The organism is Pseudomonas sp. LAIL14HWK12:I1 (assembly GCF_003202095.1).
Lineage (GTDB): Bacteria > Pseudomonadota > Gammaproteobacteria > Pseudomonadales > Pseudomonadaceae > Aquipseudomonas > Aquipseudomonas monteilii.
This window is the reverse complement of sequence record NZ_QJKG01000004.1, coordinates 146,215-171,472: the sequence shown is the minus strand read 5'-3', so window position 1 is coordinate 171,472 and position 25,258 is coordinate 146,215. Positions and strand designations below refer to the sequence as shown.

General features: G+C 62.6%; 25 protein-coding genes and 1 other RNA gene. 5 read left to right on the top strand and 21 right to left on the bottom strand.

Going from position 1 to position 25,258, the window contains the following annotated elements; translation table 11 throughout:
* Window positions 1–28: 28 nt before the first annotated feature.
* From ftsA to rsmI, 16 genes are all read right to left on the bottom strand, one after another.
* Window positions 29–1,291, bottom strand: a complete 1,263-nt coding sequence (gene ftsA / locus D906_RS12740; protein WP_016713566.1) for a cell division protein FtsA — start codon at window positions 1,289–1,291, stop codon at window positions 29–31.
* A 14-nt stretch (window positions 1,292–1,305) separates the two neighbouring features.
* Entirely contained in the window at window positions 1,306–2,175 is an 870-nt protein-coding gene (locus D906_RS12735; RefSeq protein WP_019097340.1) for a cell division protein FtsQ/DivIB, read from the bottom strand.
* A gap of 5 nt (window positions 2,176–2,180) precedes the next feature.
* A complete protein-coding gene (locus D906_RS12730) occupies window positions 2,181–3,137 on the bottom strand; it encodes a D-alanine--D-alanine ligase (RefSeq protein ID WP_019097341.1) in 957 nt (318 codons plus the stop codon).
* Window positions 3,134–4,582, bottom strand: a complete 1,449-nt coding sequence (gene murC / locus D906_RS12725; RefSeq protein WP_016713564.1) for a UDP-N-acetylmuramate--L-alanine ligase — start codon at window positions 4,580–4,582, stop codon at window positions 3,134–3,136. The genes D906_RS12730 and murC overlap by 4 nt, the downstream gene beginning before the upstream one ends.
* Entirely contained in the window at window positions 4,575–5,654 is a 1,080-nt protein-coding gene (gene murG, locus D906_RS12720) for an undecaprenyldiphospho-muramoylpentapeptide beta-N-acetylglucosaminyltransferase (RefSeq protein WP_019097342.1), read from the bottom strand. The genes murC and murG overlap by 8 nt, the downstream gene beginning before the upstream one ends.
* On the bottom strand, window positions 5,644–6,858 hold the full coding sequence (ftsW, locus tag D906_RS12715; RefSeq protein ID WP_019097343.1) for a putative lipid II flippase FtsW: 1,215 nt from the start codon (window positions 6,856–6,858) through the stop codon (window positions 5,644–5,646). Before ftsW ends, murG begins: the two co-directional genes overlap by 11 nt.
* Window positions 6,855–8,201: a UDP-N-acetylmuramoyl-L-alanine--D-glutamate ligase gene (gene murD, locus D906_RS12710; RefSeq protein WP_025753955.1), complete on the bottom strand. Its 1,347-nt coding sequence runs from the start codon at window positions 8,199–8,201 to the stop codon at window positions 6,855–6,857. Before murD ends, ftsW begins: the two co-directional genes overlap by 4 nt.
* A 6-nt stretch (window positions 8,202–8,207) precedes the next feature.
* Window positions 8,208–9,290, bottom strand: a complete 1,083-nt coding sequence (gene mraY, locus D906_RS12705) for a phospho-N-acetylmuramoyl-pentapeptide-transferase (protein WP_016713560.1) — start codon at window positions 9,288–9,290, stop codon at window positions 8,208–8,210.
* Window positions 9,290–10,657 (bottom strand): UDP-N-acetylmuramoyl-tripeptide--D-alanyl-D-alanine ligase, encoded by a 1,368-nt coding sequence (gene murF, locus D906_RS12700; protein WP_025753956.1) that lies wholly within the window; start codon window positions 10,655–10,657, stop codon window positions 9,290–9,292. The genes mraY and murF overlap by 1 nt, the downstream gene beginning before the upstream one ends.
* A complete protein-coding gene (locus tag D906_RS12695) occupies window positions 10,650–12,137 on the bottom strand; it encodes a UDP-N-acetylmuramoyl-L-alanyl-D-glutamate--2,6-diaminopimelate ligase (protein WP_019097346.1) in 1,488 nt (495 codons plus the stop codon). The genes murF and D906_RS12695 overlap by 8 nt, the downstream gene beginning before the upstream one ends.
* Window positions 12,137–13,885 carry a penicillin-binding protein 2 gene (locus tag D906_RS12690; RefSeq protein ID WP_161751431.1) on the bottom strand — a complete coding sequence of 583 codons (1,749 nt, stop codon included), beginning with the start codon at window positions 13,883–13,885 and terminating at the stop codon, window positions 12,137–12,139. Before D906_RS12690 ends, D906_RS12695 begins: the two co-directional genes overlap by 1 nt.
* A complete protein-coding gene (gene ftsL, locus D906_RS12685; RefSeq protein ID WP_003260787.1) occupies window positions 13,885–14,178 on the bottom strand; it encodes a cell division protein FtsL in 294 nt (97 codons plus the stop codon). Before ftsL ends, D906_RS12690 begins: the two co-directional genes overlap by 1 nt.
* A complete protein-coding gene (rsmH, locus tag D906_RS12680; protein WP_019097348.1) occupies window positions 14,175–15,122 on the bottom strand; it encodes a 16S rRNA (cytosine(1402)-N(4))-methyltransferase RsmH in 948 nt (315 codons plus the stop codon). The genes ftsL and rsmH overlap by 4 nt, the downstream gene beginning before the upstream one ends.
* A complete protein-coding gene (mraZ, locus tag D906_RS12675) occupies window positions 15,119–15,574 on the bottom strand; it encodes a division/cell wall cluster transcriptional repressor MraZ (RefSeq protein WP_004575120.1) in 456 nt (151 codons plus the stop codon). Before mraZ ends, rsmH begins: the two co-directional genes overlap by 4 nt.
* 308 nt (window positions 15,575–15,882) lie before the next feature.
* Window positions 15,883–16,257: RNase P RNA component class A (rnpB, locus tag D906_RS12670), an RNA gene on the bottom strand.
* A gap of 67 nt (window positions 16,258–16,324) precedes the next feature.
* Window positions 16,325–17,200, bottom strand: a complete 876-nt coding sequence (rsmI, locus tag D906_RS12665; protein ID WP_016713554.1) for a 16S rRNA (cytidine(1402)-2'-O)-methyltransferase — start codon at window positions 17,198–17,200, stop codon at window positions 16,325–16,327.
* Between the two features lie 186 nt (window positions 17,201–17,386).
* Here rsmI and D906_RS12660 point away from each other — a divergent pair, with 186 nt between their 5' ends.
* The 5 genes from D906_RS12660 to D906_RS12640 all read left to right on the top strand — a co-directional run bounded on the left by D906_RS12660 (window position 17,387) and on the right by D906_RS12640 (window position 21,180).
* Window positions 17,387–19,204, top strand: a complete 1,818-nt coding sequence (locus D906_RS12660; protein WP_027615381.1) for a penicillin-binding protein activator — start codon at window positions 17,387–17,389, stop codon at window positions 19,202–19,204.
* Window positions 19,204–19,575: a YraN family protein gene (locus D906_RS12655; RefSeq protein WP_019098045.1), complete on the top strand. Its 372-nt coding sequence runs from the start codon at window positions 19,204–19,206 to the stop codon at window positions 19,573–19,575. The genes D906_RS12660 and D906_RS12655 overlap by 1 nt, the downstream gene beginning before the upstream one ends.
* Before the next feature lie 86 nt (window positions 19,576–19,661).
* Window positions 19,662–20,255 carry a phosphoheptose isomerase gene (locus tag D906_RS12650; RefSeq protein ID WP_016713550.1) on the top strand — a complete coding sequence of 198 codons (594 nt, stop codon included), beginning with the start codon at window positions 19,662–19,664 and terminating at the stop codon, window positions 20,253–20,255.
* On the top strand, window positions 20,252–20,830 hold the full coding sequence (locus D906_RS12645) for a BON domain-containing protein (protein ID WP_019098044.1): 579 nt from the start codon (window positions 20,252–20,254) through the stop codon (window positions 20,828–20,830). The genes D906_RS12650 and D906_RS12645 overlap by 4 nt, the downstream gene beginning before the upstream one ends.
* A gap of 131 nt (window positions 20,831–20,961) precedes the next feature.
* Window positions 20,962–21,180 carry a YgdI/YgdR family lipoprotein gene (locus tag D906_RS12640; protein ID WP_016488976.1) on the top strand — a complete coding sequence of 73 codons (219 nt, stop codon included), beginning with the start codon at window positions 20,962–20,964 and terminating at the stop codon, window positions 21,178–21,180.
* A gap of 50 nt (window positions 21,181–21,230) precedes the next feature.
* Here the strand turns inward: D906_RS12640 and D906_RS12635 are convergent, their stop codons facing one another.
* From D906_RS12635 to petA, 5 genes are all read right to left on the bottom strand, one after another.
* Entirely contained in the window at window positions 21,231–21,659 is a 429-nt protein-coding gene (locus D906_RS12635; RefSeq protein ID WP_016713547.1) for a ClpXP protease specificity-enhancing factor, read from the bottom strand.
* 10 nt (window positions 21,660–21,669) lie between these two features.
* Window positions 21,670–22,293 carry a glutathione S-transferase N-terminal domain-containing protein gene (locus tag D906_RS12630; protein WP_016713546.1) on the bottom strand — a complete coding sequence of 208 codons (624 nt, stop codon included), beginning with the start codon at window positions 22,291–22,293 and terminating at the stop codon, window positions 21,670–21,672.
* 119 nt (window positions 22,294–22,412) lie between these two features.
* Window positions 22,413–23,192, bottom strand: coding sequence for a cytochrome c1 (locus D906_RS12625; protein ID WP_019098043.1), 780 nt, complete (start codon window positions 23,190–23,192; stop codon window positions 22,413–22,415).
* A complete protein-coding gene (locus D906_RS12620) occupies window positions 23,192–24,403 on the bottom strand; it encodes a cytochrome bc complex cytochrome b subunit (RefSeq protein WP_003251825.1) in 1,212 nt (403 codons plus the stop codon). The genes D906_RS12625 and D906_RS12620 overlap by 1 nt, the downstream gene beginning before the upstream one ends.
* Complete coding sequence (gene petA / locus D906_RS12615) at window positions 24,403–24,996, bottom strand: ubiquinol-cytochrome c reductase iron-sulfur subunit (RefSeq protein WP_003251823.1); 594 nt, start codon at window positions 24,994–24,996, stop codon at window positions 24,403–24,405. The genes D906_RS12620 and petA overlap by 1 nt, the downstream gene beginning before the upstream one ends.
* Between the last annotated feature and the right edge of the window lie 262 nt (window positions 24,997–25,258).

Sequence of the window (25,258 nt, the reverse complement as noted above, 5' to 3'; positions counted from 1 at the left end):
GTTGCGCCTACCACTACTGCTTTGAAACTTAGAAGTTGCCCTGGACCCACTTCTTGAAGCGCTCAAGTACTGGGGCCTTCGGTTCATCGCCATAGCTGTTGTTGCTGCTGTTGCTGTTACCGGTCAGGACCATGTCCTCGGACTGCTTCAGCAGGCCGTAGGTGAGCAGGCCCACGCCGGTGGAATAGATCGGGTTGCGCACCACGTCGCTCAGCCCACGAACGCTGTGCGGTACGCCCAGGCGTACCGGCATGTGGAAGATTTCCTCAGCCAGTTCCACGGCACCTTCCATCTTCGCGGTGCCGCCGGTGAGGACGATGCCGGCCGGCACCAGGTCCTCGTAGCCGCTGCGGCGCAGCTCGGCCTGGATCAGGGTGAAGAGCTCGTCGTAACGTGGCTCCACCACCTCGGCCAGGGCCTGGCGCGACAGCTCGCGCGGTGGGCGGTCGCCCACGCTCGGCACTTTGATGGTCTCGCCGGCACCGGCCAGTTTGGCCAGGGCGCAGGCGTAGCGGATCTTGATTTCTTCGGCGTACTGGGTCGGGGTACGCAGGGCCATGGCGATGTCGTTGGTCACCTGGTCACCGGCAATCGGGATGACTGCGGTGTGACGGATGGCGCCTTCGGTGAAGATGGCGATGTCGGTGGTGCCACCACCGATGTCCACCAGGCACACGCCCAGCTCTTTTTCATCGTCGGTCAGCACCGAGTACGCCGAGGCCAGTTGCTCGAGGATGATGTCGTCGATTTCCAGGCCACAGCGGCGTACGCATTTCTCGATGTTCTGCGCCGCATTCACTGCGCAGGTGACCACGTGAACCTTGGCTTCCAGGCGCACGCCCGACATGCCCAGTGGCTCGCGCACGCCTTCCTGATTGTCGATCACGTAGTCCTGCGGCAGGGTGTGCAGCACACGCTGGTCGGCCGGAATGGCCACGGCCTGGGCGGCGTCGAGTACACGCTCCAGGTCGGCCAGGCTGACCTCGCGGTCGCGGATGGCGACGATGCCGTGGGAGTTCAGGCTGCGGATGTGGTTGCCGGCCACGCCAACGAAGGCCGAGTGGATACGGCAGCCGGCCATCAGCTGCGCTTCTTCCACCGCGCGCTGGATCGACTGAACGGTGGACTCGATGTTCACCACCACGCCTTTCTTCAGGCCACGGGACGGATGGGTACCGATCCCGACGATTTCCAGGGTGCCGTCTTCGCCCACTTCGCCCACCAGCGCCACCACCTTGGAGGTGCCAATGTCCAGCCCGACGATCATTTTGCCGCTATGCGCGTTTGCCATGGTCCTGCCTCTCTCTAATTCTTCGCAACGGCGGGTTGGGCCGTCGTCGGTGCAATCGGTTCCCGCCAACCAACGGCAAGTCCGTTGGAATAACGCAGATCAATGCGGGCGATAGTGGTGATCTGGTCTTTGAGTGTTTTGTCGTAAATGGCAATGAAACGGCGCATCTTCTCCACCAGATGGTCGCGCCCCAGCAGCAGCTCGATGCCTGGCCCGGCGCTGCTCGCGCCAGTGGTCAGGAACCAGCTGCCTCGCTCGCGCAGCTCCAGGCGAGCGATGGAAAAGCCCAGGGGGCGCAGCATCTGGCTCAATACCTGATACTGCTGCATGACTTGTTGCTGAGCACGTTGCGGCCCGACCAGCTGCGGCAGGTGCTCATAGTTGGCCAGTTCACGCGGGGTAAAGGCCTGGCCCTGGTTGTTGAGCAAGGCTTCGTCACCCCAGCGTGCCACCGGCAGCTGCTCTTCCAGGCGGATCACCACCTCGTCGGGCCACACCCGGCGCACTTCGGCGTGGGCGATCCATGGCATCTGTTCGAGTTCCGCACGCATCGCCGGCAGGTCGACGCTGAAGAAACTCGCCGCCACGTAGGGCGCGATACGCTGCTGCACCGATTGCTGGCTGATGTAGCTGAGGTCACCCTGCACGTCGATCTTGGTGATCGGCCGGTCGGCATACGGCATCAGGCGAATGGCACCCTCATAAGCACCAAAGCCGGCCGCCACCAGCAGCACCGGCCACAGCAGGCGTTTGAGGCCGCCCAGGCTTGGACGCGGCAGGCGCGCCGATACGGGCTCGTCGGCCACCAGCCGGCTGGCACCACGCGGTACCGGCTTACTACGGCCGGTAACGGGTTGCTGCTGACGTATCATCGCGCCTTGCATGGTTATTAACCTCGCGTCGCCACGCTTTCAGCCAGGATTGCCAGCACCAGTTGCTGGAAGTCCAGGCCTGCCGCGCGGGCCGCCATGGGCACCAGGCTATGATCAGTCATGCCAGGTGCGGTGTTGACTTCGAGCAGCCAGAACCGGCCCTGCTCGTCCTGCATCACGTCCAGACGCCCCCAGCCTTCGATGCCAATGGCATCACAGGCGCGTGCGGTCAGGTCGATCAGTTCCTGTTCCTTGACGCTATCCAGGCCGCACGGGATGCGGTACTGGGTATCGTTGGCGATGTACTTGGCGTCGTAGTCGTAGAACACATGCGGCGTACCCAGGGCGATCGGCGGCAGCACCTGACCGCGCAAGACCGCGATGGTGAACTCCGGACCGTGGATCCACTGTTCCACCAGTACCTGGGAATCGTATTTGGCGGCGTCCTGCCAGGCAGCGACCAGTTCCTGGGTGCTGTTCACCTTGGCCATGCCGATGCTAGAGCCTTCATGGGCGGGTTTGACGATAAGCGGGAAGCCCAGTTCCGTACTGGCCTGCAGACAATCGCTTTCACTCGCCAACACGGCGTGGCGCGGGGTGGGAATACCCAGGCTCTGCCACACCTGCTTGGTGCGCAACTTGTCCATGGCCAGCGCAGAGGCAAGGATACCGCTGCCGGTGTAGGGAATCCCCAGGCATTCCAGGAGCCCTTGCATGCTGCCGTCTTCACCGCCACGGCCGTGGAGGATGATGAAGGCGCGGTCGATCTTCTCGCGTTGCAGGCGGTCGAGCAGGTCGTCACCCACATCGATGGCGACCACGTCGACACCGGCAGTGGTCAGGGCATCGATCACCGCAGCGCCGGACTTCAGCGAGACTTCACGCTCGGCGCTCTTGCCACCGTACAGCACGGCGACACGGCCGAACGCCTTGACGTCCAGGGTCGAGTGCAGCTTTTCGTAGGCGCTGGTCATTTCGACTTCTCCTGCTTGGCGCCAGCGAACAGCGGGCTTTTCATCAATTGCGGGGCCAGGCCGCCGACATCACCGGCACCTTGGCAGATCAGGATGTCACCGGCACGCAGCAGTGGTTTCACCAACGGTGCCAGCTCAGCGCCACGTTCGATGTAGATCGGGTCCAGCTTGCCGCGCTGGCGGATGCTATGGCACAGCTGGCGGCTGTCGGCACCAGGGATCGGCTCTTCGCCGGCCGGGTAGACCTCCATCAGCAGTAGCACGTTGGCATCACCCAGCACCTGGACGAAATCGTCGTACAGGTCGCGGGTGCGGCTGTAGCGGTGCGGCTGGTAGACGATCACCAGGCGGCGGCTTGGCCACCCCCCCCGCACGGCCTTGATCACCGCCGCCACTTCGGTCGGGTGGTGGCCGTAGTCGTCGACCAGCATCACGCTGCCGCCTTCGACCGGCAGTTCGCCATACACCTGGAAGCGTCGGCCGACACCCTGGAAGCCGGACAGCCCCTGGATGATGGCCTCGTCGGTGATGCCTTCGTCAGTGGCGATGGCAATGGTGGCAAGGGCATTGAGCACGTTGTGGTTGCCGGGCATGTTCACCGACACCTCAAGTGGCTCGCGGTCCCGACGCAGCACGGTGAAGTGCGTTTGCATGCCCTGCTGGCGCACGTTGATGGCGCGGATATCGGCCTCTTCGCTGAAGCCATAGGTCACGGTCGGGCGCTTCACCTGCGGCAGGATCTCGCGCACCACCGGGTCGTCCAGGCACATCACGGCCAAGCCGTAGAACGGCAGGTTGTGCAGGAACTCGACGAAGGTTTTCTTCAGCTTGTTGAAGTCACCTTCATAGGTCGCCATGTGGTCGGCGTCGATGTTGGTGACCACGGCCACCATGGGCTGCAGGTGCAGGAAGCTGGCATCGCTTTCATCCGCTTCGGCGATCAGGTAGCGGCTGGTGCCCAACTGGGCATTGGTACCGGCAGCGGTCAGGCGGCCACCGATGACGAAGGTCGGGTCCAGGCCGCCGGCCGCGAACACCGAGGCCAGCAGGCTGGTGGTGGTGGTCTTGCCGTGGGTACCGGCTACGGCCACACCATGGCGATAGCGCATCAGTTCGGCGAGCATCTCGGCGCGCGGCACTACCGGAATGCGGCGCTCCAGGGCGGTGGCCACTTCGGGGTTGGCCGGGTTGATGGCGCTGGACACCACCAGCACATCGGCGGTGGCAGCGTTCTCGGCGCGGTGGCCGACGAAGATCTCGGCACCGAACGATTCCAGGCGCTCAGTCACCGGCGAGGCTTTCAGGTCGGAACCGGACACTTCATAGCCCAGGTTCAGCAACACTTCGGCAATACCGCACATGCCCACGCCGCCGATACCGACGAAGTGGATACGGCGGATACGGCCCATCTTCGGCTGGGGCATGGCTTTCTGGCTCTCAACCATGGGCCACCTCCAGGCAGATATCGACCACGGTGCTGGTTGCGGCAGGTTTGGCCAGGCGCCGTGCGGTGCCTGCCATGACGTTGAGTTTTTCGGGTTGCATCAGCACCTCGTTCAGGCGTTCAGCGAGCTGCGCTGCGCCAGTTGTCGCTTGTGGCATCAGGAAGGCAGCGCCTTCTCGAGCCAGATATTGGGCGTTGTGGGTCTGGTGATCGTCGATGGCGTGGGGCAAAGGCACCAGCATCGAGGGCAGGCCTGCTGCCGCCAGTTCGCTGACGGTCAGGGCACCGGCCCGGCACACCACCATGTCGGCCCAGCCATAGGCTTGGGCCATGTCCTTGATAAAGGGCTCTACCTGAGCCTCGACGCCCGCCTCGTGATAACGCTCGGCGGTAATCGGCGCGTGTTGCTTGCCGGCCTGGTGGAACACCTCTGGCCGCAGGGTGGCGGGCACTTCGGACAGGGCCTTAGGCAACAATTTGTTCAATGGTTCCGCACCCAGGCTGCCACCGAGCACCAACAGGCGTGCACGGCGCTCGGCCAGGGGTGCGCGTTGCGCATCCATGAACAACTCCGGGCGCACCGGGTTGCCGGTGGTACGACGCTTGTCGCTGGCCTCGAAGGTGTTCGGGAAAGCTTCGCAGACCCGCGCCGAGAGCGGCACCAGCAGCCGATTGGCGGTACCTGCACGCGCGTTCTGTTCGTGGATCACCAGCGGCACGCCACACAGCCGCGCGGCCACACCGCCAGGGCCGGTCACGTAGCCACCAAAGCCCAGTACGCATACCGGCTTGAGCTGGCGAATGATGCGCCGAGCCTGCAGCACGGCCTTGACCAGGGTGAACGGCGCCTTGAGCAGCGACAGTTTGCTTTTGCCGCGCAGGCCGCTGACCTGAATCAGGTGCAGTGGCAAGCCAGCCTGTGGCACCAGCTCGTTTTCAATGCCACGCGGGGTGCCCAGCCAGTGCACGCTGTAACCGCGCGCCTGGAACTCCCGCGCGCAGGCCAGGGCCGGGAACACGTGCCCCCCGGTGCCGCCAGCCATGATCAGTACGTTCTTGCCGTCAGCGGCCATGACTGGTCTCCTCGGCAAAATCGCTTTCGCTGAATTCGTGTTCCTCGCTGCCCAGGTGCGTACGGCTTTCCCACTCGATGCGCAGCAACAAGCCCACGCAGGCGCAGCAGATCACCAGCGAGCTGCCCCCGTAACTGAGGAACGGCAGGGTCAGGCCTTTGGTCGGCAGCAGGCCGACGTTCACGCCGATGTTGATCAGGAACTGGCCAATCCACAGGAAGGCCAGGCCAAACGCCACATACGCAGCAAAGAACTGCTTGGCTTTTTCGGCCCAAAGGCCGATGTACAGGGCACGCACGGTGACGAACACGAACAGTGCGATGGTCACCAGCGAACCGACGACGCCCAGTTCCTCGGCCAATACCGAGAACACGAAGTCGGTGTGCGCTTCGGGCAGGTAAAACTGCTTCTGCACGCTGTTGCCCAGGCCAACGCCCAGCCACTCGCCACGCCCGAAGGCAATCAGCGCCTGGGTCAACTGGTAGCCAGAACCGAACTGGTCGGACCATGGGTCGGTAAAGGTAATAAGCCGCGCCATCCGGTACGGCTGCGCCTGTACCAGTACGAACACCGCCAGCACCGCCAACACCACCATCAGACTGAAGCGGAACAGCCCCACCCCACCCAGGAACAGCATGGCCGCCGCGGCGCCCATCATTACCACGGTGGCGCCAAAGTCCGGTTCCATCAGCAACAGGGCAGCCATGGGCAGCAGCACGATGAACGGTTTGAAAAAGCCCATCCAGGTCTCGCGTACCTCGGTTTGCCGACGTACCAGGTAACCGGCCAGGTAGACGACCACGAACACCTTGGCGATTTCCGAAGGCTGCACGTTGAAAAAGCTGAAGCCGATCCAGCGCATCGAACCGTTCACCTCACGGCCGATACCCGGCACCAGCACCAACACCAGCAGGCCGAAGGCGCCCAGCAGCATCATGAAGCCCATGCGCTGCCAGGTGGCGATCGGTACCAGCATGGTCGCGCCACAGGCCACCAGGCCCAGGAACACGTACACCAGGTGGCGGAACATGTGATAAAGCGGGTTGCCCGACTGCACCGCAGCCACTTCCGACGACGCCGAGGTGATCATCACCAGGCCCAGGCCCAGCAAGGCCAGGCAGCCGGCGAGCAGCGGGAAGTCCAGGTCGATGCCCCGGCCGCTGATCAGCGGCGACGGGTAGGGCTTGAAGATGCCGAAGATCATGCAAGGCCTCCCGCTGCCTGGGCGAACAGGCGCCCGCGTTCTTCGAAGTTCTTGAACATGTCGAGGCTGGCACATGCGGGCGACAACAGCACGGCATCGCCGGCCTGAGCCAGTTCGGCACACTGTTGCACGGCGTCAGCGAGGGTCTTGACCCGTACCAGTGGCACGTCATCACCCAGGGCCTCGGCCAGGCGCTCGGCATCACGGCCAAGCAGTACAACGGCCCGGCAGAAGCGCTTGACCGGCTCACGCAAGGCCGTGAACTCGGCACCTTTGCCGTCGCCACCGGCGATCAATACCAGTTTGCCTTCGATATCGGCACCCAGGCCTTCGATGGCGGCCAAGGCTGCACCGACGTTGGTGGCCTTGGAATCGTCGTACCAGTTCACGCCATTGCGCTCACGCACCCACTGGCAGCGATGGGCCAGGCCACCGAACTCGCGCAGGGCTTCGAGCATGGGCTCGAACGGCAGGCCTGCTGCATGCCCCAGGGCCAACGCCGCCAAGGCATTGCTCTGGTTGTGCGCACCGCGAATCTTCAGTTCACGCGCTGGCATCAGCGCCTGGAACTCGAATGCCAGGTATTTCTCGCCATCCACTTCGCGCAGGCCGAAGGCCTTGAAGTCCGGCTGGTTGAGGCCGAAGGTCCAGCACGGGCGGCCTTCCACCGGCAGCGGTCGGCTCAGGGCGTCCTGACGGTTGACCACGACCTGCTTCGCGCCGCGGAAAATCCGATGCTTGGCCAGGTGGTAGGCCGGCAGGCCGCTGTAGCGGTCCATATGGTCTTCGCTGATGTTCAGTACGGTGGCCACTTCAGCATTGAGCTGGTCAGTGGTTTCCAGCTGGAAGCTGGACAGCTCCAGCACGTACAGCTCGACGTCATCGGCCAGCAGGTCCAGCGCCGGGGTACCGAGGTTACCACCCACCGCTACACGCTTGCCCGCCTTGGCGGCCATTTCGCCGACCAGGGTAGTGACAGTGCTCTTGGCGTTGGAGCCGCTGATGGCAATGATCGGCGCTTTGGCGTTGCGGGCGAACAGTTCGATGTCACCGGACAGTTTCACGCCACGCGCAGCAGCCTGCTGCAGGGCTGGCGTGGCCAGGGCCAGGCCAGGGCTTACGTACAGCTCGTTGGCGCGGCACAGGAAGTCCACGTCCAGTTCACCACAACGCACTTCCACCTGCGGGTAATCACGGCGCAGGGTGTCCAGTTCCGGCGGTTGCTCGCGGGTGTCAGCGACCGCAAAGGCAATGCCCCGGTTCGCCAGGAAGCGAACCAGGGACATGCCGCTCTTGCCGAGGCCGACAACGATGCGGAATTGGTCGGAAGCGATCAAAGACACGCTCATCTACCTCAGTTTCAGGGTTGCAAGGCCGATCAGCACCAGGATCACGGTGATGATCCAGAAGCGGACGATCACACGTGGCTCTGGCCAGCCCTTGAGTTCAAAGTGGTGGTGGATCGGCGCCATGCGGAACACGCGCTTGCCGGTCAGCTTGAAGGAGGCGACCTGGATCACCACCGACAAGGTTTCCATGACGAAGATGCCGCCCATGATGAACAGGACGATTTCCTGGCGAACGATGACCGCGATGGTGCCCAGCGCCGCGCCCAGTGCCAGCGCACCGACGTCGCCCATGAACACTTGCGCCGGGTAGGTGTTGAACCACAGGAAGCCCAGGCCCGCACCGATCAGCGCGCCGCAGAACACGATGAGTTCACCCGAGCCCGGCACGTAAGGGATCAGCAGGTATTCAGCGAACTTCACGTTACCCGACAGGTAGCAGAAGATGCCCAGGGCACCGCCGACCATCACCGTCGGCATGATTGCCAGGCCGTCGAGGCCGTCGGTGAGATTGACCGCGTTGCTGGAGCCAACGATGACGAAGTAGGTCAGCACCACGAAGCCGATGCCCAGCGGGATGGTGACGTCCTTGATGAACGGCAGGATCAACGTCGTCTCGACGCTGGTCGGCGCGGTCTTGTACAGGAACACGGCCGCAGCCAGGCCGAACACCGACTGCCAGAAGTACTTCCAGCGGCTTGGCAGGCCACGCGAGTTCTTTTCGATCACCTTGCGGTAGTCGTCGACCCAACCGATGGCACCGAACGCCAGGGTCACGATCAGCACCACCCACACGTAGCGGTTGGATAGATCAGCCCACAGCAGGGTGCTGATGGCGATGGCCGACAGGATCAATGCGCCACCCATGGTCGGGGTGCCGGACTTGGACAGGTGCGATTGCGGGCCGTCGTTACGCACGGCCTGGCCGATCTGACGAATTTGCAGGGTACGGATCATCCACGGCCCCAGCCACAGCGCCAGGGACAACGCGGTCAGTACACCAAGAATCCCGCGCAGGGACAGGTACTGGAAGACCGCGAAGCCTTTGTGGAACTGTTGCAGATACTCGGCCAACAGCAGCAGCATTAATGTTTCTCCCCGCTGGCACCGCACAATGCCGCCACGACGTTTTCCATCGCAGCGCTGCGCGAGCCCTTGATCAAGATAGTGGTGTCGCTGGCACTTTCGGCGCTAACGGCGTCGATCAGCTCAGCTTGAGTAGCGAAATGACGGCCATTGGCGCCGAACGCCTTGACCGCATATGTCATGTTGGAACCCACTGCGTACAGGGCATCGACCTTGCCACGCGCGTAGTCACCCACCTGACGGTGGCCTTCTTCCGCCCATTGCCCCAGTTCGCCGATATCTCCAAGCACCAGGACGGTGCGCCCGGAAAAGCCGGCGAGTATATCAATGGCCGCGCACATGGAGGTGGGATTTGCGTTGTAACTGTCGTCGATTACCCGCACACCGTTCGTCGCGATCTGCGCCACGGTGCGGCCCTTGACCGGTTGTACCGCAGCCAGGCCGGCGGCGATGCCGCTAAGGCTCAGACCAACGGCATGGGCGGCAGCCGCAGCGGCCAAGGCGTTGCTGACGTTGTGGGTACCCAGCAGGTTCAACTGCACCGGTACGCTGCCATCAGGCCCATGCAGGGTGAACGACGGGCAGCCCCGGGCATCACGGCCGATATGACTGGCATGGAAGTCTGCCTGCGGGTTATCCAGTGCAAAGGTGAAAATGCGGTGGTTGCCGGCACGCTCGCGCCAGATGTCGAACGCCTTGTCAGACAGGTTGAGGATGGCAGTCCCGCCCTCGCCCAGGCCTTCGAGAATCTCGCCCTTGGCTTCAACGATCTTTTCCGGCCCGCCGAACTCGCCAACGTGGGCGGTACCGGCATTGTTGATGATGACCACCTGAGGCTTCGTCAGGCCGACGGTGTAGCGGATTTCACCGATGCGCGAGGCGCCCAGCTCGATCACCGCCGCGCTGTGCTCAGGGGCGATCTCCAACAGGGTCAGCGGCGCGCCAAGGTCGTTGTTCAGGTTGCCACGGGTGGCATGCACCAGGCCACGGGTACGCAGGATGCTGGCGAGCATTTCCTTGACGGTGGTCTTGCCGCTGGAACCGGTAATGGCAACAACAGGCTTGTCGAAGGCAGCACGGTTCAAGGCGCCGAGTTGACCGAGCGCTACCCGGCAATCCTTGACCCGCAATTGCGGCAGGTCGACACCGGCCACTTCACGCTCGACCAGGGCAGCGACTGCGCCTTTGGCCTTCACATCGGCCAGGTAGTCATGGCCATCGAAACGCGGACCGGCCAAGGCGACGAACAATTGCCCGGCGCTGACGCTGCGGCTGTCGATGCTGACACCGGTGAAGGTGGCGTCGCCACCGATTTGTTGACCACTCAGTGCTGTGGTCAGCTGGCTGAGTGACAGCGGCTTAAGCATGTGGAGCCTCCCAGGCTGCAAGTGCCTTCTCGGCTTCGGTCAGGTCGGAGAAGTCATGGCGCTGGCCATTGATCTCCTGGTAATCCTCGTGCCCCTTGCCGGCCAGCACGATCACGTCGTTGGCAGCAGCGGTGGCAATCAGGTGCGCGATGGCTTCACCACGGCCTGCGACGAACTCGACCTCGGCAGGATTGGCGAAACCGGGGCGAATGTCGTCGAAAATGCGCAGCGGGTCTTCGGTACGCGGGTTGTCATCGGTGACCAGGACGCGGTCGGCCAGGCGCTCGGCCACTTCGGCCATCAGCGGGCGCTTGCCGCGATCACGGTCGCCACCGCAGCCGAACAGGCACAGCAGCTTGCCGTGGGCGTGCGGGCGCAGGGCTTCGAGCACTTTCTCGAGAGCGTCCGGGGTGTGCGCGTAGTCGACCACCACCAGCGGCTTGTCGCCGCCACCCAGGCGCTGCATGCGGCCTACCGGCCCTTGCAGTTGCGGGGTGACCTTGAGAATTTCGTCCAGCGAATAGTCCAGCGCCAGCAGCGTCGCCACGGCAGCCAGCATGTTGCTCAGGTTGAAGCGGCCCAGCAACTGGCTGCGCAGGGCGCGCTCACCCTGGGCAGTGACCAGGGTGGCACGCACACCATCGTCATTGAACACGGCTTCGCGGCAGAACAGCGAAGCGTCCGCGTTTTCCAGGCTGTAGCTAAGCAGCCGGGTCTCGATATGATCGACACTCGGGCGCCGGGCAAAGTCGTCGGCCAGGCGACGCCCGAAGGCGTCATCCAGGTTGACCACCTGACAACGCAGGCTCGGCCAGGCGAACAGCTTGGCCTTGGCGGCCTCATAGGCCTCCATGCTGCCGTGATAATCGAGGTGGTCGCGGGACAGGTTGGTCATCACCGCGATGTCGAATTCCAGTGCGGCAACCCGGCCTTGCTCCAGGGCATGGGAGGAAACCTCCATGGCCACTGCCTTGGCGCCACCTTTCTTGAGGTCGTTGAGGGTCGACTGCACGGCGATCGGGTCGGGCGTGGTCAGGCGGCCGCTCTGCAGCTCACCGTAGAAGCCGGTCCCCAGGGTGCCAATCAGGCCACAGCGCTGGCCGAGCAGGTCGAGCGCCTGAGCCACCAGTTGGGTAACGCTGGTCTTTCCGTTGGTGCCGGTCACCCCCACCAGGTTCAACTGGCGGCTGGGTTCGCCATAGAAGCGCCCGGCAATATCGGACAACTGAGCGATCAGGCCTTTGACCGGAATCAGCGGCACATCGGTCAGCGGCAGCACGTTGGCGCCCTGCTCTTCATAGGCCACGGCAGCGGCGCCACGGGCCAGGGCATCGGCAATATGCTCGCGACCATCGACCTTGGCGCCCGGCACGGCCAGGAACAGGTCACCCGGGCGTACATTTCGGCTGTCCAGGGTCAGCTCACGAATCAGCGGGTCACGGCTGGCGTGGGCGAACAGTTTGCTTAATGGCATTGTCATTATCCACGCCCTCCCTTGGCGTCTGCTGCATTGACTTGCGATTGCCCGGCGGGGGCTGCTGGCGCAGGTGGCGGCAGGTTGTCTGGCGGTACGTTCATCAAACGCAGGGTGCCGGACATGACCTTGCTGAATACCGGCGCCGAAACCAGGCCACCGAAGTAGCCGCCTTTGCCCGGCTCGTCGATGACCACAACGATGGCGTAGCGCGGGTCGCTCATCGGACCGAAGCCGGCGAACAGCGAGCGGTAGGCGTTTTCGGTGTAGCCCTTGGAACCCACGGTGGCCTTACGCGCGGTACCGGACTTGCCGGCCACGTGATAGAACGGCACCTGGGCGCGGAACACGCCACGCGGCGCTTCGATCACCTGCTGCAGCATGCCCTGAACGGTTTCGGCGGTTTCCTTTGGAATGGCCTGCACAGCGTCCGGCGCCTTGTCGACCTTGAGGATCGACAGCGGCACCATCTTGCCGTCGTTGGCCAGCGCCGCGTAGGCATGCACCAGTTGCAAGGCGGTCACCGACACGCCATAGCCATAGGACAAGGTTGCGGTCTCGGCCTTGCGCCACTCGCGGTGGTTAGGCAAGTTACCGACGCGCTCACCCGGGAAGCCAAGGCCGGTGTACTGACCCAGGCCGACCTGGGACATGACGCGGTAGATCGCCTCACCGCCAATATCGAAGGCGATCTTGCTCATGCCGACGTTACTGGAGTTGATCAGGATGCCGGTCAGGTCGAGGATCGGGCCTTCACTGCGCGACACGTCCTTGATGGTGTAGCGGCCGATCTGCAGGCTGCCCGGGTACACCTCGACCTTATCGGTCGGTTTCCAGCGACCGCTCTGCAGCGCCGCACTCATGGAGATCGGCTTGACCGTGGAGCCCGGCTCGAACACGTCGATGATCGCCCGGTTACGCATGGCGGCCGGGAACATGCTGCGGCGGTTGTTGGGGTTGTAGGTCGGCTGGTTGACCATGGCCAGGACCTCACCGGTCTTGACGTCCATGATCACCAGGCTGCCGGCCTTGGCGTCCTGTTCGGCAATGGCGTTGCGCAGTTCGCGGGTGGCCAGGTACTGCAGGCGCAGGTCTATCGACAACGCCAAGGTCTTACCGGCCTTGGCGTTCTTGGTTACCTGGATGTCTTTGATCAGCCTGCCGCGCCGGTCCTTGATCACCTGGCGCTTGCCGGGCACGCCGGCCAGCCACTCGTCGTAGGCCAGCTCGACACCTTCGCGACCATGGTCGTCGAGGTCGGTGAAGCCGACCATGTGCGCGGTGACATCACCGGCCGGGTAGAAGCGACGGAATTCTTCCAGGCCGTACACACCGGGCACTTTCAGGTCGAGCACATGCTGGCCCTGCTCCGGGGTCAGGCCGCGGACCAGGTAGATGAATTCCTTGTTGGCTTGCTGGGTCAGGCGCTCGGCCAACTGCTGCGGGTTTTGCCCAAGCGCTGCGGCCAACTGCGGCCAGCGGTCTTTGGACGCCTGCATTTCCTTGGGGTTTGCCCACAGGGTGGTAACCGGGGTGCTCACGGCCAGCGGTTCACCGTTGCGGTCGGTAATCAGGCCACGGTGCGCCGGAATAGGGATATGACGCAGGCTGCGCGCGTCGCCCTGCCCCTTGAGGAAGTCACGGTCAACGACCTGCAAATCGATGATGCGCCAGCAAATGGCACCGACCATAATGGCCAGCAGCCCGATCACCACGCGGAAGCGCCACGGGTAGAGTGCGCCTTCGAGCTTCATCATGGCGCCACCATCCGTACTTCGTCAGCCGAAGGTACGCGCATCTTCAACTGCTCGGAAGCCAGGTTCTCGATACGGCTGGCAGCAGTCCAGGTGCTCTGTTCAAGAATCAGGCGCCCCCACTCGGCCTGGGCCTTGTCACGCTCGTTCAGCTCGCCGTACAAGGTGTTGAGCAACTGACGGTTCCAGTGCGCGCTGTAGGACACGGCTATAGCCGAAACCAGCACGGCAACGAACAGCAGAAGCATCAGGAAGCTTCCGCCTGGCAAGGGTTTGGCAAACAGCCTGCTCACCGCAGCTTCTCCGCCACGCGCATCACGGCGCTACGCGACCGTGGGTTGGCCTTGAGCTCGGCTTCGGAGGCGAACTGGGCCTTGCCGATGAGCTTGATTTTCGGCTCGAAGGCCTTGTGCTGTACCGGCAGGTTGCGCGGCAGGTTGTCGGCCTCGCCCTTGACCAGCTTGCGCATGAACAGCTTGACGATACGGTCTTCCAGCGAGTGGAAGCTGATCACCGCCAGGCGGCCACCGACTTCGAGGGCATCGAGCGCGGCCTCAAGGCCGGCTTCCAGGTCACCCAGTTCGTTGTTGACGTGAATGCGAAGGCCCTGGAAGGCACGGGTAGCCGGGTTCTTGCCTTTTTCCCAGGCAGGGTTGGCCACCTTGAGTACTTCCGCCAGGTCGGCGGTACGGGTGAAAGGCTCCTTCTCGCGGCGCTCGACCACGGCACGCGCCATGCGGCCGGCGAAGCGCTCTTCACCGTATTCCTTGAAGACGCGGGCAATTTCTTCCACCGGCGCGGTGGCGATGAACTCGGCGGCACTGATGCCTTGGGCCGGATTCATGCGCATGTCCAGCGGGCCGTCATTGAGGAAGCTGAAACCACGCTCGGGGTCATCCAGTTGCGGTGACGACACGCCAAGGTCCAGCAACACGCCGCTGACCTTGCCGTGCAGACCGCGCTCGGCCACTTCCGCGCCCAGCTCGGCAAAGCTGCGCTGCACAATGACAAAGCGGCCGTCTTCGGCCGCCAGCGCTTGCCCCGTGGCAATCGCCTGTGGATCTTTATCGAAGCCCAGCAGCCGCCCTTGCGGCCCGAGCTTGCTGAGAATCAGCCGGCTGTGTCCGCCACGGCCAAAGGTGCCGTCCAGATAGCAACCGTCGGCGCGCAGGGCCAATGCCTCGACAGCTTCGTCGAGCAGGACGGTAATGTGGTTGAAGCCGCTATCTATGGTCACAGGATCAGGTCACGCAATTCGTCGGGCATGGCACCCGGTTGTTGAATAGCTGCAAGGTCGGCTGCCGAAACCGCGTTCCAGGCATCTTCATCCCACAGCTGGAATTTGTTCAGTTGCCCCACCAGCATCGCCTTCTTGTCGAGCTTGGCGTACTCACGCAGGCGGGGCGGCACCAGGAAACGCCCACTGCCATCGAGCTCCAGGTCAACCGCATTACCGATCAGCAAACGCTGCAGGCGACGGTTTTCCTCACGCAACGACGGCAAGGCACGCAACTTGGCTTCTATCTGTTCCCACTCATCGAGGGGATAAACACACAAGCAGGGGTCCACGGCGTCGATGGTCACGATCAGTTGACCATTGCAACGCGAATCGAGCTCGTCACGGTACCGGCTCGGCATGGCGAGACGTCCCTTAGCATCGAGGCTGACGGCGTTGGCTCCGCGGAACACGGCTGCGATTCCCCACAATGTTAGCTTTTTTGTGCCAGAAAACCCACTTCATCCCACTTTCTGCCACTTGCGCACACTATAGGAATCCGCCCGCAGCACCGTCAAGGCACGTTCATAAGGAAAAGCCTTACAGGACCGAGATTTAGCGCGTTAAGAGAAGGTGGAAGCACTACCAAGAAGAAAAAAAGACGAGAAAAATCAAACCCACGCAAGCGAATGGAGTTCGAAGTTAAAGTGATTTATCAAGAGTAAGATTTTTTCGGTATTACCAGAGAGGATCTGCTATCGAATGAAGCAGAGAAGGAAAGGTGGAGAGTCGATCTGTAAGCCGGGTTTTGTCGAGGACAGTCATTCCTCTACGACGGCCATCACTGGACGCCTCTAGCAACCTACCCGGTTCCGACGCGGGCCACGCCTGATGGAACCCTATTTGGTCTTGCTCCGAGTGGGGTTTACCTAGCCACGCACTGTTGCCAGCCGTGCGGTGCGCTCTTACCGCACCTTTTCACCCTTACCGGCACCGAAGTGCTTAGGCGGTTATTTTCTGTGGCACTTTCCGTAGGCTCACGCCTCCCAGGCGTTACCTGGCACTCTGCCCTATGGAGCCCGGACTTTCCTCCCCCTGCTGCTCACACAACAAAAGTTGCGGAACAAAAGCAGGCAGCGACTGTCCGATCGACTCTCCGCCGACAAGGTTACCGGCACGCGCGCCCGAGAACAAGCAATACCGGCATTTATATCAATTTGCCACTATTCGGCTTTCTGCTTTTCAAGGGCAAGTTGATACAACAGGTTCTTGCGCACCCCGGTAATTTCAGCCGCAAGTGCAGCCGCCCGCTTCAGCGGCAACTCGGCCAACAACAGGTCGAGCACCCGCTGGGCCTCGGCACTGATGGCCTGCTCGCCCTCCGGCGCACTCCACCCACCTACCAGTACCACGCACTCACCGCGCTGCTGGTTGCTGTCGCCAGCCACGAAGGCACGCAACTCAGCCAGCGGCAGGCCCTTGAGGGTCTCGAACGTCTTGGTCAGTTCGCGCGCCAGCAATGCCGGGCGGTCACCACCAAAAACCGCCTCCATGTCTTCAAGGCACTCCAGGATTCGGTGCGGGGCTTCATAGAAGATCAGCGTGCGCGGCTCTTCCTTTACCTGCTCCAGGCGTGCCCGGCGCCCCGCCTGCTTGGCTGGCAGGAAACCTTCGAAGATGAAGCGGTCCGACGGCAAGCCGGCCGCCGACAGCGCAGCGATCAAAGCACAGGCACCCGGCACCGGCACCACATTCACCCCAGCGGCCCGCGCCTGGCGCACCAAGTGGTAGCCGGGGTCGGAAATCAGCGGCGTGCCGGCATCAGAGACCAATGCCACGTTCTCGCCAGCCAGCAGCTTGGTGAGGAAACGCCCGCCTTCGTCGCGCTCGTTGTGCTCATGACAGGCCGCCAGTGGCGTGTCGATGCCAAAGTGCTGCAACAGCCGGACCGAATGGCGGGTGTCCTCGGCGGCGATCAGCGCCACGTCCGCCAGCACCTTCAACGCCCGGGCGCTCATGTCATCGAGGTTGCCGATAGGGGTTGCCACCACATAAAGCGTCCCCACCGTGGATTTCGAAGCCCCTGCCACATCAGTCACTGCGCACACCTGTCATTCGGATCAAAGGCGCCATTGTAGCCCGAGCGCCTGCAACAGGGCGCAAAGAACTTCACCAGCGACCGGCGACAGGCCACCTATAGTGAAGGATCGACACGGCGACATCGCGCCCCGGCCAGTGCTTGGGTACAATTGCCGGCCAACTTGATCGAGTAACAGGACCTTTACATGATCGCTTGCCTGCGGCTGCTCACAGCCCTCTGCCTCGCTGCCCTGCTGGCGGCCTGCGCTAGCTCGCCCTCATCCAGCCTGGGCGAACTGCCACGCACCCCGGATGCCAGCATCGAGCAACTGCTCGAAAAGGCCGCTTCCAGCAAGTCTGCGGAAGACGCCGCCCTGCTGCGCCTGAGCGCAGCCGACCTGGCCTACAAGCAGAAGGATTTCCCACGCGCCGCACGCATCCTCGAGCAAGTGCCGCTGGACACGCTCAAGCCGGCCCAGCAAGTGTTCGCCAGCACCCTCGCTGCCGAACTGGCCATGAGCCGCAACCAACCCAAGGCCGCCCTGACAGCACTGGCTCACCCTAGCCTGCAGCGCGTCGCCGAGCTTCCGGCTGAGCAGCAAGCACGCACCTACAGCGTGCACGCCGCCGCCCTCGAAGCCGACGGCCAGGCCCTGGCTGCTGCGCAACAGCGCGTACTGCTGGCTCCGCTGCTCAGCGGCCAGGCCGCCAGTGCCAACAACGATGCCATTTGGGCACTGGTCGCCTCGCTGCCGGCAGAGCAACTGCAGCAGCCGGCCAACGACCAGACGCTGAGCGGCTGGACCAGCCTGGCCTTCGCCGTGAAAAGCGCCGGCACCCTGGAGCAGCAGCAAGCGGCTATCGAAGCCTGGGTCAAACAGCACCCGGACCACCCGGCAGCCCTGCAACTGCCGCAGGCACTGACCAAGCTCAAGGAACTGGCCAGCCAGCCGCTGACCAAAATTGCCCTGCTGCTGCCGCAGGAAGGCCCGCTGGCCGGTGTTGCCCGCGCGTTGCGCGACGGCTTCATGGCCGCCCACTTCCAGGCCCAGCAGGCCGGCCAGCCAGCGCCTGCAGTGCAGGTGTTCGACAGCTCGCGCATCGGCTCGCTCGATGATTTCTATCGCCAGGCCCAGGCCGCTGGCGTGCAACTGGTCATCGGCCCGCTGGAAAAACCGCTGGTGAAGCAAATGGCCGCCAAACCTCAGTTACCCATTACCACCTTGGCCCTGAACTACGCAGACGCCGGTCAGAAGGCGCCGCCGCAGCTGTTCCAGTTCGGCCTGGCTGCCGAAGACGAGGCCCGCGAAGTTGCCCGCCGCGCACGCGCAGACGGCATGGTTCGGGCCGTGGCCCTGGTGCCGAGTGGCGAGTGGGGTGACCGCGTACTGGCCGCCTTCCGCCAGGACTGGGAAGGCAATGGCGGCACCCTGCTCGCCGCCGAGCGCATCGCCCAACCCGTCGCCCTGGCCCAGCAAATTGCCGACCTGTTCCAGCTGCGCCAGAGCGAGGGCCGCGCCAAGAGCCTGCAAAGCACGGTAGGCGGTAGCATCGCAGCACAACCGTCGCGCCGTCAGGACATCGACTTCATCTTCCTCGCCTCGACCCCACAGCAGGCACAGCAGATCAAGCCTACCCTGAACTTCCAGTACGCCGGTGACGTGCCTGTCTACGCTACCTCGAACCTGTACAGCGCCAGCGGCGACGTCAACCAGTACAATGACATGAACGGCATTCGCTTCTGCGAAACGCCGTGGTTGCTCGACACCAGCAACAGCCTGCGCCAGCAAGTCGTGCAACAGTGGCCGCAAGCCGCTGGCAGCCTGGGCCGCCTGTATGCCATGGGCGTCGATGCCTACAGCCTGGCGCCGCGCCTGGGCCAACTGAAAGCACTGCCGGACAACCGCGTCATGGGCCTTTCAGGCAGCCTGAGCATCAACGCCAACCAACGCGTCGAGCGCCAGCTGCCATGGGCCGAATTTGCCGGTGGCCAGATCAAGCGCCTGCCTGACACCGCGCGTTGATGGCCGCAGCATCACCAACTCGCGCCGGGCAAGCGGCTGAAAACCAGGCCCTTGAGTACCTTCAGGGGCAAGGTCTGCAGCTGCTGGCGCGCAACTGGCGATGCAAAGGCGGTGAGCTTGATCTGGTCATGCTTGACGCCGATACAGTAGTATTCGTCGAAGTCCGCTACCGGTTGCACGCGGGCTTCGGAGGCGCCCTCGACAGTATCGACGGGCGCAAGCAGAAACGGCTGGTGCTTGCCGCCACCCTGTTCCTGCAGAAGGAGCCCCATTGGGGCAACCACCCCTGCCGCTTCGACGTAGTCGCCCTGCAGGGCAGCCACCATGCAGGCAGACCGCTTCAATGGCTGAAAAACGCCTTCGAATGCTGAACCCACTTCGTTTTTTTTGCTCTATGTATCGCGGGCCGGTCGTTGTTGCGCGTAGCAAAGGCCACCGCCCTACTTAAGGTCACCAGATGGACATGCAATCCCGAATTCGCCGGCTGTTCCAGGCCAGCATCGATACCAAGCAACAGGCAATGGACATCCTGGCACCGCACATCGAGCAGGCCAGCCTGGTCATGGTCAATGCGCTGCTCAACGAGGGCAAGATGCTCGCCTGCGGCAACGGCGGATCGGCTGGCGATGCCCAGCACTTTTCCTCCGAGCTGCTCAACCGCTTCGAACGCGAACGCCCGAGCCTGCCTGCCATCGCGCTGACCACCGACAGCTCGACCCTGACCTCGATCGCCAACGACTACAGCTACAACGAAGTCTTTTCCAAGCAGATCCGCGCCCTGGGCCAGCCCGGCGACGTTCTGCTGGCGATCTCCACCAGCGGCAACTCGGCCAACGTGATCCAGGCGATCCAGGCCGCACATGACCGCGAAATGATTGTCGTAGCATTGACTGGCCGCGACGGCGGCGGCATGGCTTCGCTGCTGCTGCCCGAGGACGTGGAAATCCGCGTACCTTCCGCCGTTACCGCGCGCATCCAGGAAGTCCACCTGCTGGCGATCCACTGCCTGTGCGACCTGATCGACAGCCAACTGTTCGGGAGTGAAGAATGACCCCAATGCGCCTCGGCCTGATGGCCCTGACCCTGTGCCTGAGCGTCACCGGTTGCAGCTCGGTACTGACCTCTACACGCAATTCGCCGATCGAGGACGATCGCGGCACGCGCACCATCGGCAGCAAGATCGACGACTCGCTGATCGAGACCAAGGCCGCGGTGAACATTTCCAAGGCCAGCCCTGACCTGGACAAAGGCTCGCACATCGTTGTCAGCAGCTACAACGGCATCGTCCTGCTGGCCGGGCAAACCCCGCGCGCCGACCTCAAGAGCCTTGCCGAGCAAACCGCCAGCCAGGTGCAGCGGGTCAAGAAAGTGCACAACGAACTGCAGGTGATGCAACCCTCCTCCATCCTGGCACGCAACAACGACGCCTGGCTGACCACCAAGATCAAGACCCAGATGCTGACTGACAATGCCGTGCCCAGCTCGCGCATCAAGGTGATTACCGAGAACGGTATCGTCTATTTGCTCGGCCTGGTAACCCAGCAGGAGGCCAACTCGGCCACTGCCGTGGTACAGGGTGTGTCGGGCGTGCAGAAGATCGTCAAGCTGTTCGAGTACATCGACTGACACACTGGCCTCTTCGCGGCTAAAGCCGCTCCTACAGGTATCGCGTACCTCTGTAGGAGCGGCTTTAGCCGCGAAGAGGCCGGCACAGACAACATCAATGCCCCACCTTCAAGAAACCCGGGAAACACCGCATGAAAAAGCTTCTGCTGCCTGCCCTGCTGATCGGCACCTTCGCCACCCTGGCCGGCTGCTCAACCCCTAGCCTGATCACCCTCAACGATGGCCGTGAAATCCAGGCTGTCGACGCACCGAAGTACGACCGCGACGCCGGCTTCTACGAGTTCCAGCAACTCGATGGCAAGCGCACCCGCATCAACAAGGACCAGGTACGCACCATCAGCGACCTGTAATCCCGCGTTGCAACAAAGAAAAAGGCGATCCGGTTGGATCGCCTTTTTTGTTACTTGACCACTTTCAGGCTCGGTCGGCCACTTGGGCGTGGCGGCTGCCCACCTCCCTCTGGCGGCCCGTCGTCGTCCGGCTGCACGTCATCGTCTTCCAGCTCGTCGCCATCCATTGGCGACTCCAGCTCAAAGACCATGCCCTGGCCATTTTCGCGGGCATAGATGCCCAGAATGGCGCCAACCGGCACAAACAGCGAGTGGGCCACTCCACTGAAACGGCCCTCGAAGCTGACCGCTTCATTGTCCATGTGCAGGTGGCGCACGGCACTTGGCGAGATATTCAGGACAATCTGGCCATCACTGGCGAAACCATCCGGCACCTGAACTTTCGGGAATTCGGCATTGACCAGCATATGGGGCGTGCAATCGTTGTCGACGATCCACTCGTACAGTGCTCGAACCAGATAGGGGCGACTGGAGTTCATCAACGGCTCCTTAAAGCTTGCGCATTTCACGTTCTACGGAGGACAGGCTCGCCTGGAAAGGCTCGCGAGCGAACTGACGCTCCATGTAATCCAGCAGCGGCTTGGCTTGCCGCGGCAACTCGATACCCAACACCGGCAAACGCCAGAGTATGGGCAGTAGACAGCAATCGACCAGGCTTTGCTCATCGCTCATGAAACAGGCGAATTCATTGAACAGCGGCGAAACGCCGGTCAGGCTTTCGCGCAAGGCCTTGCGCGCTTCGGTTCTGGCAGCCTCACTGCTGCGTGAATCGAGCACGGTATCGGCCAGGGCACACCAGTCGCGCTGAATGCGGTGCATCAGCAAGCGGCTGTTGCCGCGCGCAACCGGGTATACCGGCATCAGCGGCGGGTGCGGGTAACGCTCCTCCAGGTATTCCATCACCACGGTCGACTCATACAACGCCAGGTCACGGTCGACCAGGGTCGGCACACTGCCGTAAGGGTTCACTTCGACCAGCTTGGGCGGCAGGCGGGCGGGGTCGACATCGATGACCTGTACGGTGACGCCCTTCTCGGCCAACACCAGGCGTACCCGATGAGAATAGTGATCAGCGGGATCGGAATAGCAGGCTAACCTGTTGGTTGCGCCCATGTAGCGGCTCCTCGCACGGGATGCTTGTGCAACTGTAAATGAAAACGCGCCCGGGACGCCCCCGGCATTTCTGCTGGGGGCACCCCGGGCGCGTTCAACAACCAGAAACTACTGCGTGATCAGTGCACGTCCTTCCAGTATTCACGCTTGAGCAAGTAGGCGAATACGAAGAAGAAAGCCAGGTACAGCAACACATAGGTACCGATGCGCTGGCTTTCCAGTTTGACCGGGTTGGCCGAATAGGCCAGGAAGGTCACCAGGTTCTTGACCTTCTCGTCGAACTGCTCGGTCGTCAGGGTACCGGATTTCGGCGTAATGGTCAGCTGGTCGCAGGCTTCATGGGTGATCGGGCTACCGGTCAATGGGTCGAACTGCTTCTTGCCATCGGTTACGGTCTGCACCTGCTTGCAACCAATCACCTGATTGCCTTGCAGGCCGACCAGCACGTTGGGCATGCCGACGTTCGGGAACACCTTGTTGTTCACCCCGTAAGGCCGCGACGGGTCCTCATAGAAGCTACGCAGGTAGGTGTACAGCCAGTCGGTACCGCGCACCCGAGCCACCAACGTCAGGTCGGGCGGCGCGGCGCCAAACCAGGTCTTGGCGTCACTGGGCTTCATGCCGATCTGCATGTGGTCACCAATCTTGGCACCGGTGAACACCAGTTTCTCCAGCATCAGTTCGTGAGGGATACCGAGGTCATCGGCCACACGCTCGTAACGCTGGAACTTGGCACTGTGGCAACCCATGCAATAGTTGGCAAAGGTGCGCGCACCGTCCTGCATGGCGGCCTTGTCGGTCAGGTCGATATCGACCTTGTCCAGCTCCAGGCCGTGTTCGGCAGCGAAGGAAAAGGCAGGCATCACTGCCAGCAAACATACTGCAATCAACTTTTTCATCAGCCAGTCACCCTTTCCGGAACCGGTTTGGTCTTCTCGAGCCTTGTGTAGAACGGCATCAGCAGGAAGTAGGCGAAGTACAACACCGTGCATACCTGCGACAGCAAGGTGCGCCCAGGTGTCGGCGCCAGTACGCCCAGCACGCCGAGAATGACGAAGGCCACGCAGAACACCAGCAGGAAGACCTTGCTGATCCAGCCCTTGTAACGCATGGAACGCACCGGGCTGCGGTCGAGCCAGGGCAGTACGAACAGCACGGCGATGGCCGCCCCCATGGCGATGACGCCCATCAGCTTGTCAGGCACCGCACGCAAAATGGCGTAGAACGGTGTGAAGTACCACACAGGCGCAATGTGTTCAGGCGTCTTGAAGGCATTGGCCTGCTCGAAGTTCGGTTTCTCCAGGAAGTAACCGCCCATTTCAGGGAAGAAGAACACCACGGCACAGAACACGAACAGGAACACCACCACGCCGACAATGTCCTTGACGGTGTAGTACGGGTGGAACGGAATGCCGTCCAGCGGAATGCCGTTTTCGTCCTTTTTCTTCTTGATGTCGACGCCATCGGGGTTGTTCGAACCCACTTCGTGCAGAGCGAGGATGTGCAGCACTACCAGGCCGAGGATGACGATGGGCAGTGCGACCACGTGCAGGGCGAAGAAGCGGTTCAGGGTGATACCCGAGATGAGGTAGTCGCCACGGATCCACTGAGTGAGGTCGTCGCCAATCACCGGAATGGCGCCAAACAGCGAGATGATCACCTGGGCACCCCAGTAGGACATCTGCCCCCACGGCAGCAGGTAGCCCATGAAAGCTTCAGCCATCAGCGCCAGGTAGATCAGCATACCGAACAGCCAGACCAGTTCGCGTGGCTTCTGGTAGGAGCCGTACAGCAGGCCACGGAACATGTGCAGATAGACCACGATGAAGAACGCCGACGCACCGGTGGAGTGCAAATAACGCAGGATCCAGCCGTATTCCACGTCACGCATGATGTACTCGACCGAGGCGAATGCCTCTTCCGCCGAGGGCGTAAAGCTCATGGTCAGCCATACGCCGGTGACGATCTGGTTGACCAGCACCAGCAGCGCCAGGGAGCCGAAGAAGTACAGGAAGTTGAAGTTCTTGGGCGCGTAATACTTGCTCAGGTGGTCTTCCCACATCTTGGTGGCGGGGAAGCGAGCATCAATCCAGTCCATGAACTTGCTCATCATGCGTTCTCCTGGTCGACGCCGATGACGATGATCTCGTCCGACTCGTAAGAGTGCGGTGGCACTGGCAGGTTGAGAGGTGCCGGCTGCGACTTGTAGACGCGGCCAGCGAGGTCGTAGTGGGAGCCGTGGCACGGGCAGAAGTAGCCACCTACCCACTTTGGACCGAGATCAGCAGGCGCCACTTCCGGGCGGAAGGTGGGCGAACAACCCAGGTGCGTGCACAGGCCGACGAGAATGAGGATTTCCGGCTTGATCGAGCGAACCTCAGGGTCGACGTAGGCCGGCTGCACAGAGGCCTTGGATTCTGGATCAGACAGGTCGCCGGTGATTTTTTTCAGGTTACCGAGGATTTCCTCCGTTCGCCGCACAATGAACACCGGCTGGCCACGCCACTCGGCCACCATCTGCTGCCCGGCCTCGACCTTGGCGATATTGACCTTCACCGGTGCACCTGCGGCTTTCGCCTTGGCACTGGGAAACCATGACCCCACGAACGGTACCGCAGCCCCCACTGCTCCCGCTGCCCCGACCACGGATGTCGCGGCTACGAGGAAGCGGCGCCGGCCTGCGTTGACGCCGTCATTGCTCATTCAGTCCTCTCCCATCAGCTTGCTTGGCCTGTTGAACCAGGCTTGTACTTAGGTTGTGTCAATGGCACTAAAAATTGGCCGCCATGGTAAGAAACAAATCCACACACTGACAAGGTGATTACCCCGCAAGAGGCGACAACCCGCGTTTTGCTTGATCTGCGTCTATGCGACAAGCGGCCACCGACATGCTGACAGGTTAGTTCAAGCCAAAAAAAAAGCCCGGTTCCAAGGAACCGGGCTTTTCTCGACTGCCGAAGCGGTA

Bases quoted from the DNA above. Each gene is read 5' to 3' on its own strand.
- ftsA (WP_016713566.1), bottom strand. From the start codon at position 1,291: ATGGCAAACGCGCATAGCGGCAAAATGATCGTCGGGCTGGACATTGGC.
- D906_RS12735 (WP_019097340.1), bottom strand. From the start codon at position 2,175: ATGCAAGGCGCGATGATACGTCAGCAGCAACCCGTTACCGGCCGTAGT.
- D906_RS12730 (WP_019097341.1), bottom strand. From the start codon at position 3,137: ATGACCAGCGCCTACGAAAAGCTGCACTCGACCCTGGACGTCAAGGCG.
- murC (WP_016713564.1), bottom strand. From the start codon at position 4,582: ATGGTTGAGAGCCAGAAAGCCATGCCCCAGCCGAAGATGGGCCGTATC.
- murG (WP_019097342.1), bottom strand. From the start codon at position 5,654: ATGGCCGCTGACGGCAAGAACGTACTGATCATGGCTGGCGGCACCGGG.
- ftsW (WP_019097343.1), bottom strand. From the start codon at position 6,858: ATGATCTTCGGCATCTTCAAGCCCTACCCGTCGCCGCTGATCAGCGGC.
- mraY (WP_016713560.1), bottom strand. From the start codon at position 9,290: ATGCTGCTGCTGTTGGCCGAGTATCTGCAACAGTTCCACAAAGGCTTC.
- murF (WP_025753956.1), bottom strand. From the start codon at position 10,657: ATGCTTAAGCCGCTGTCACTCAGCCAGCTGACCACAGCACTGAGTGGT.
- D906_RS12695 (WP_019097346.1), bottom strand. From the start codon at position 12,137: ATGACAATGCCATTAAGCAAACTGTTCGCCCACGCCAGCCGTGACCCG.
- D906_RS12690 (WP_161751431.1), bottom strand. From the start codon at position 13,885: ATGAAGCTCGAAGGCGCACTCTACCCGTGGCGCTTCCGCGTGGTGATC.
- D906_RS12660 (WP_027615381.1), top strand. From the start codon at position 17,387: ATGATCGCTTGCCTGCGGCTGCTCACAGCCCTCTGCCTCGCTGCCCTG.
- D906_RS12655 (WP_019098045.1), top strand. From the start codon at position 19,204: ATGGCCGCAGCATCACCAACTCGCGCCGGGCAAGCGGCTGAAAACCAG.
- D906_RS12650 (WP_016713550.1), top strand. From the start codon at position 19,662: ATGGACATGCAATCCCGAATTCGCCGGCTGTTCCAGGCCAGCATCGAT.
- D906_RS12645 (WP_019098044.1), top strand. From the start codon at position 20,252: ATGACCCCAATGCGCCTCGGCCTGATGGCCCTGACCCTGTGCCTGAGC.
- D906_RS12640 (WP_016488976.1), top strand. From the start codon at position 20,962: ATGAAAAAGCTTCTGCTGCCTGCCCTGCTGATCGGCACCTTCGCCACC.
- D906_RS12635 (WP_016713547.1), bottom strand. From the start codon at position 21,659: ATGAACTCCAGTCGCCCCTATCTGGTTCGAGCACTGTACGAGTGGATC.
- D906_RS12630 (WP_016713546.1), bottom strand. From the start codon at position 22,293: ATGGGCGCAACCAACAGGTTAGCCTGCTATTCCGATCCCGCTGATCAC.
- D906_RS12625 (WP_019098043.1), bottom strand. From the start codon at position 23,192: ATGAAAAAGTTGATTGCAGTATGTTTGCTGGCAGTGATGCCTGCCTTT.
- D906_RS12620 (WP_003251825.1), bottom strand. From the start codon at position 24,403: ATGAGCAAGTTCATGGACTGGATTGATGCTCGCTTCCCCGCCACCAAG.
- petA (WP_003251823.1), bottom strand. From the start codon at position 24,996: ATGAGCAATGACGGCGTCAACGCAGGCCGGCGCCGCTTCCTCGTAGCC.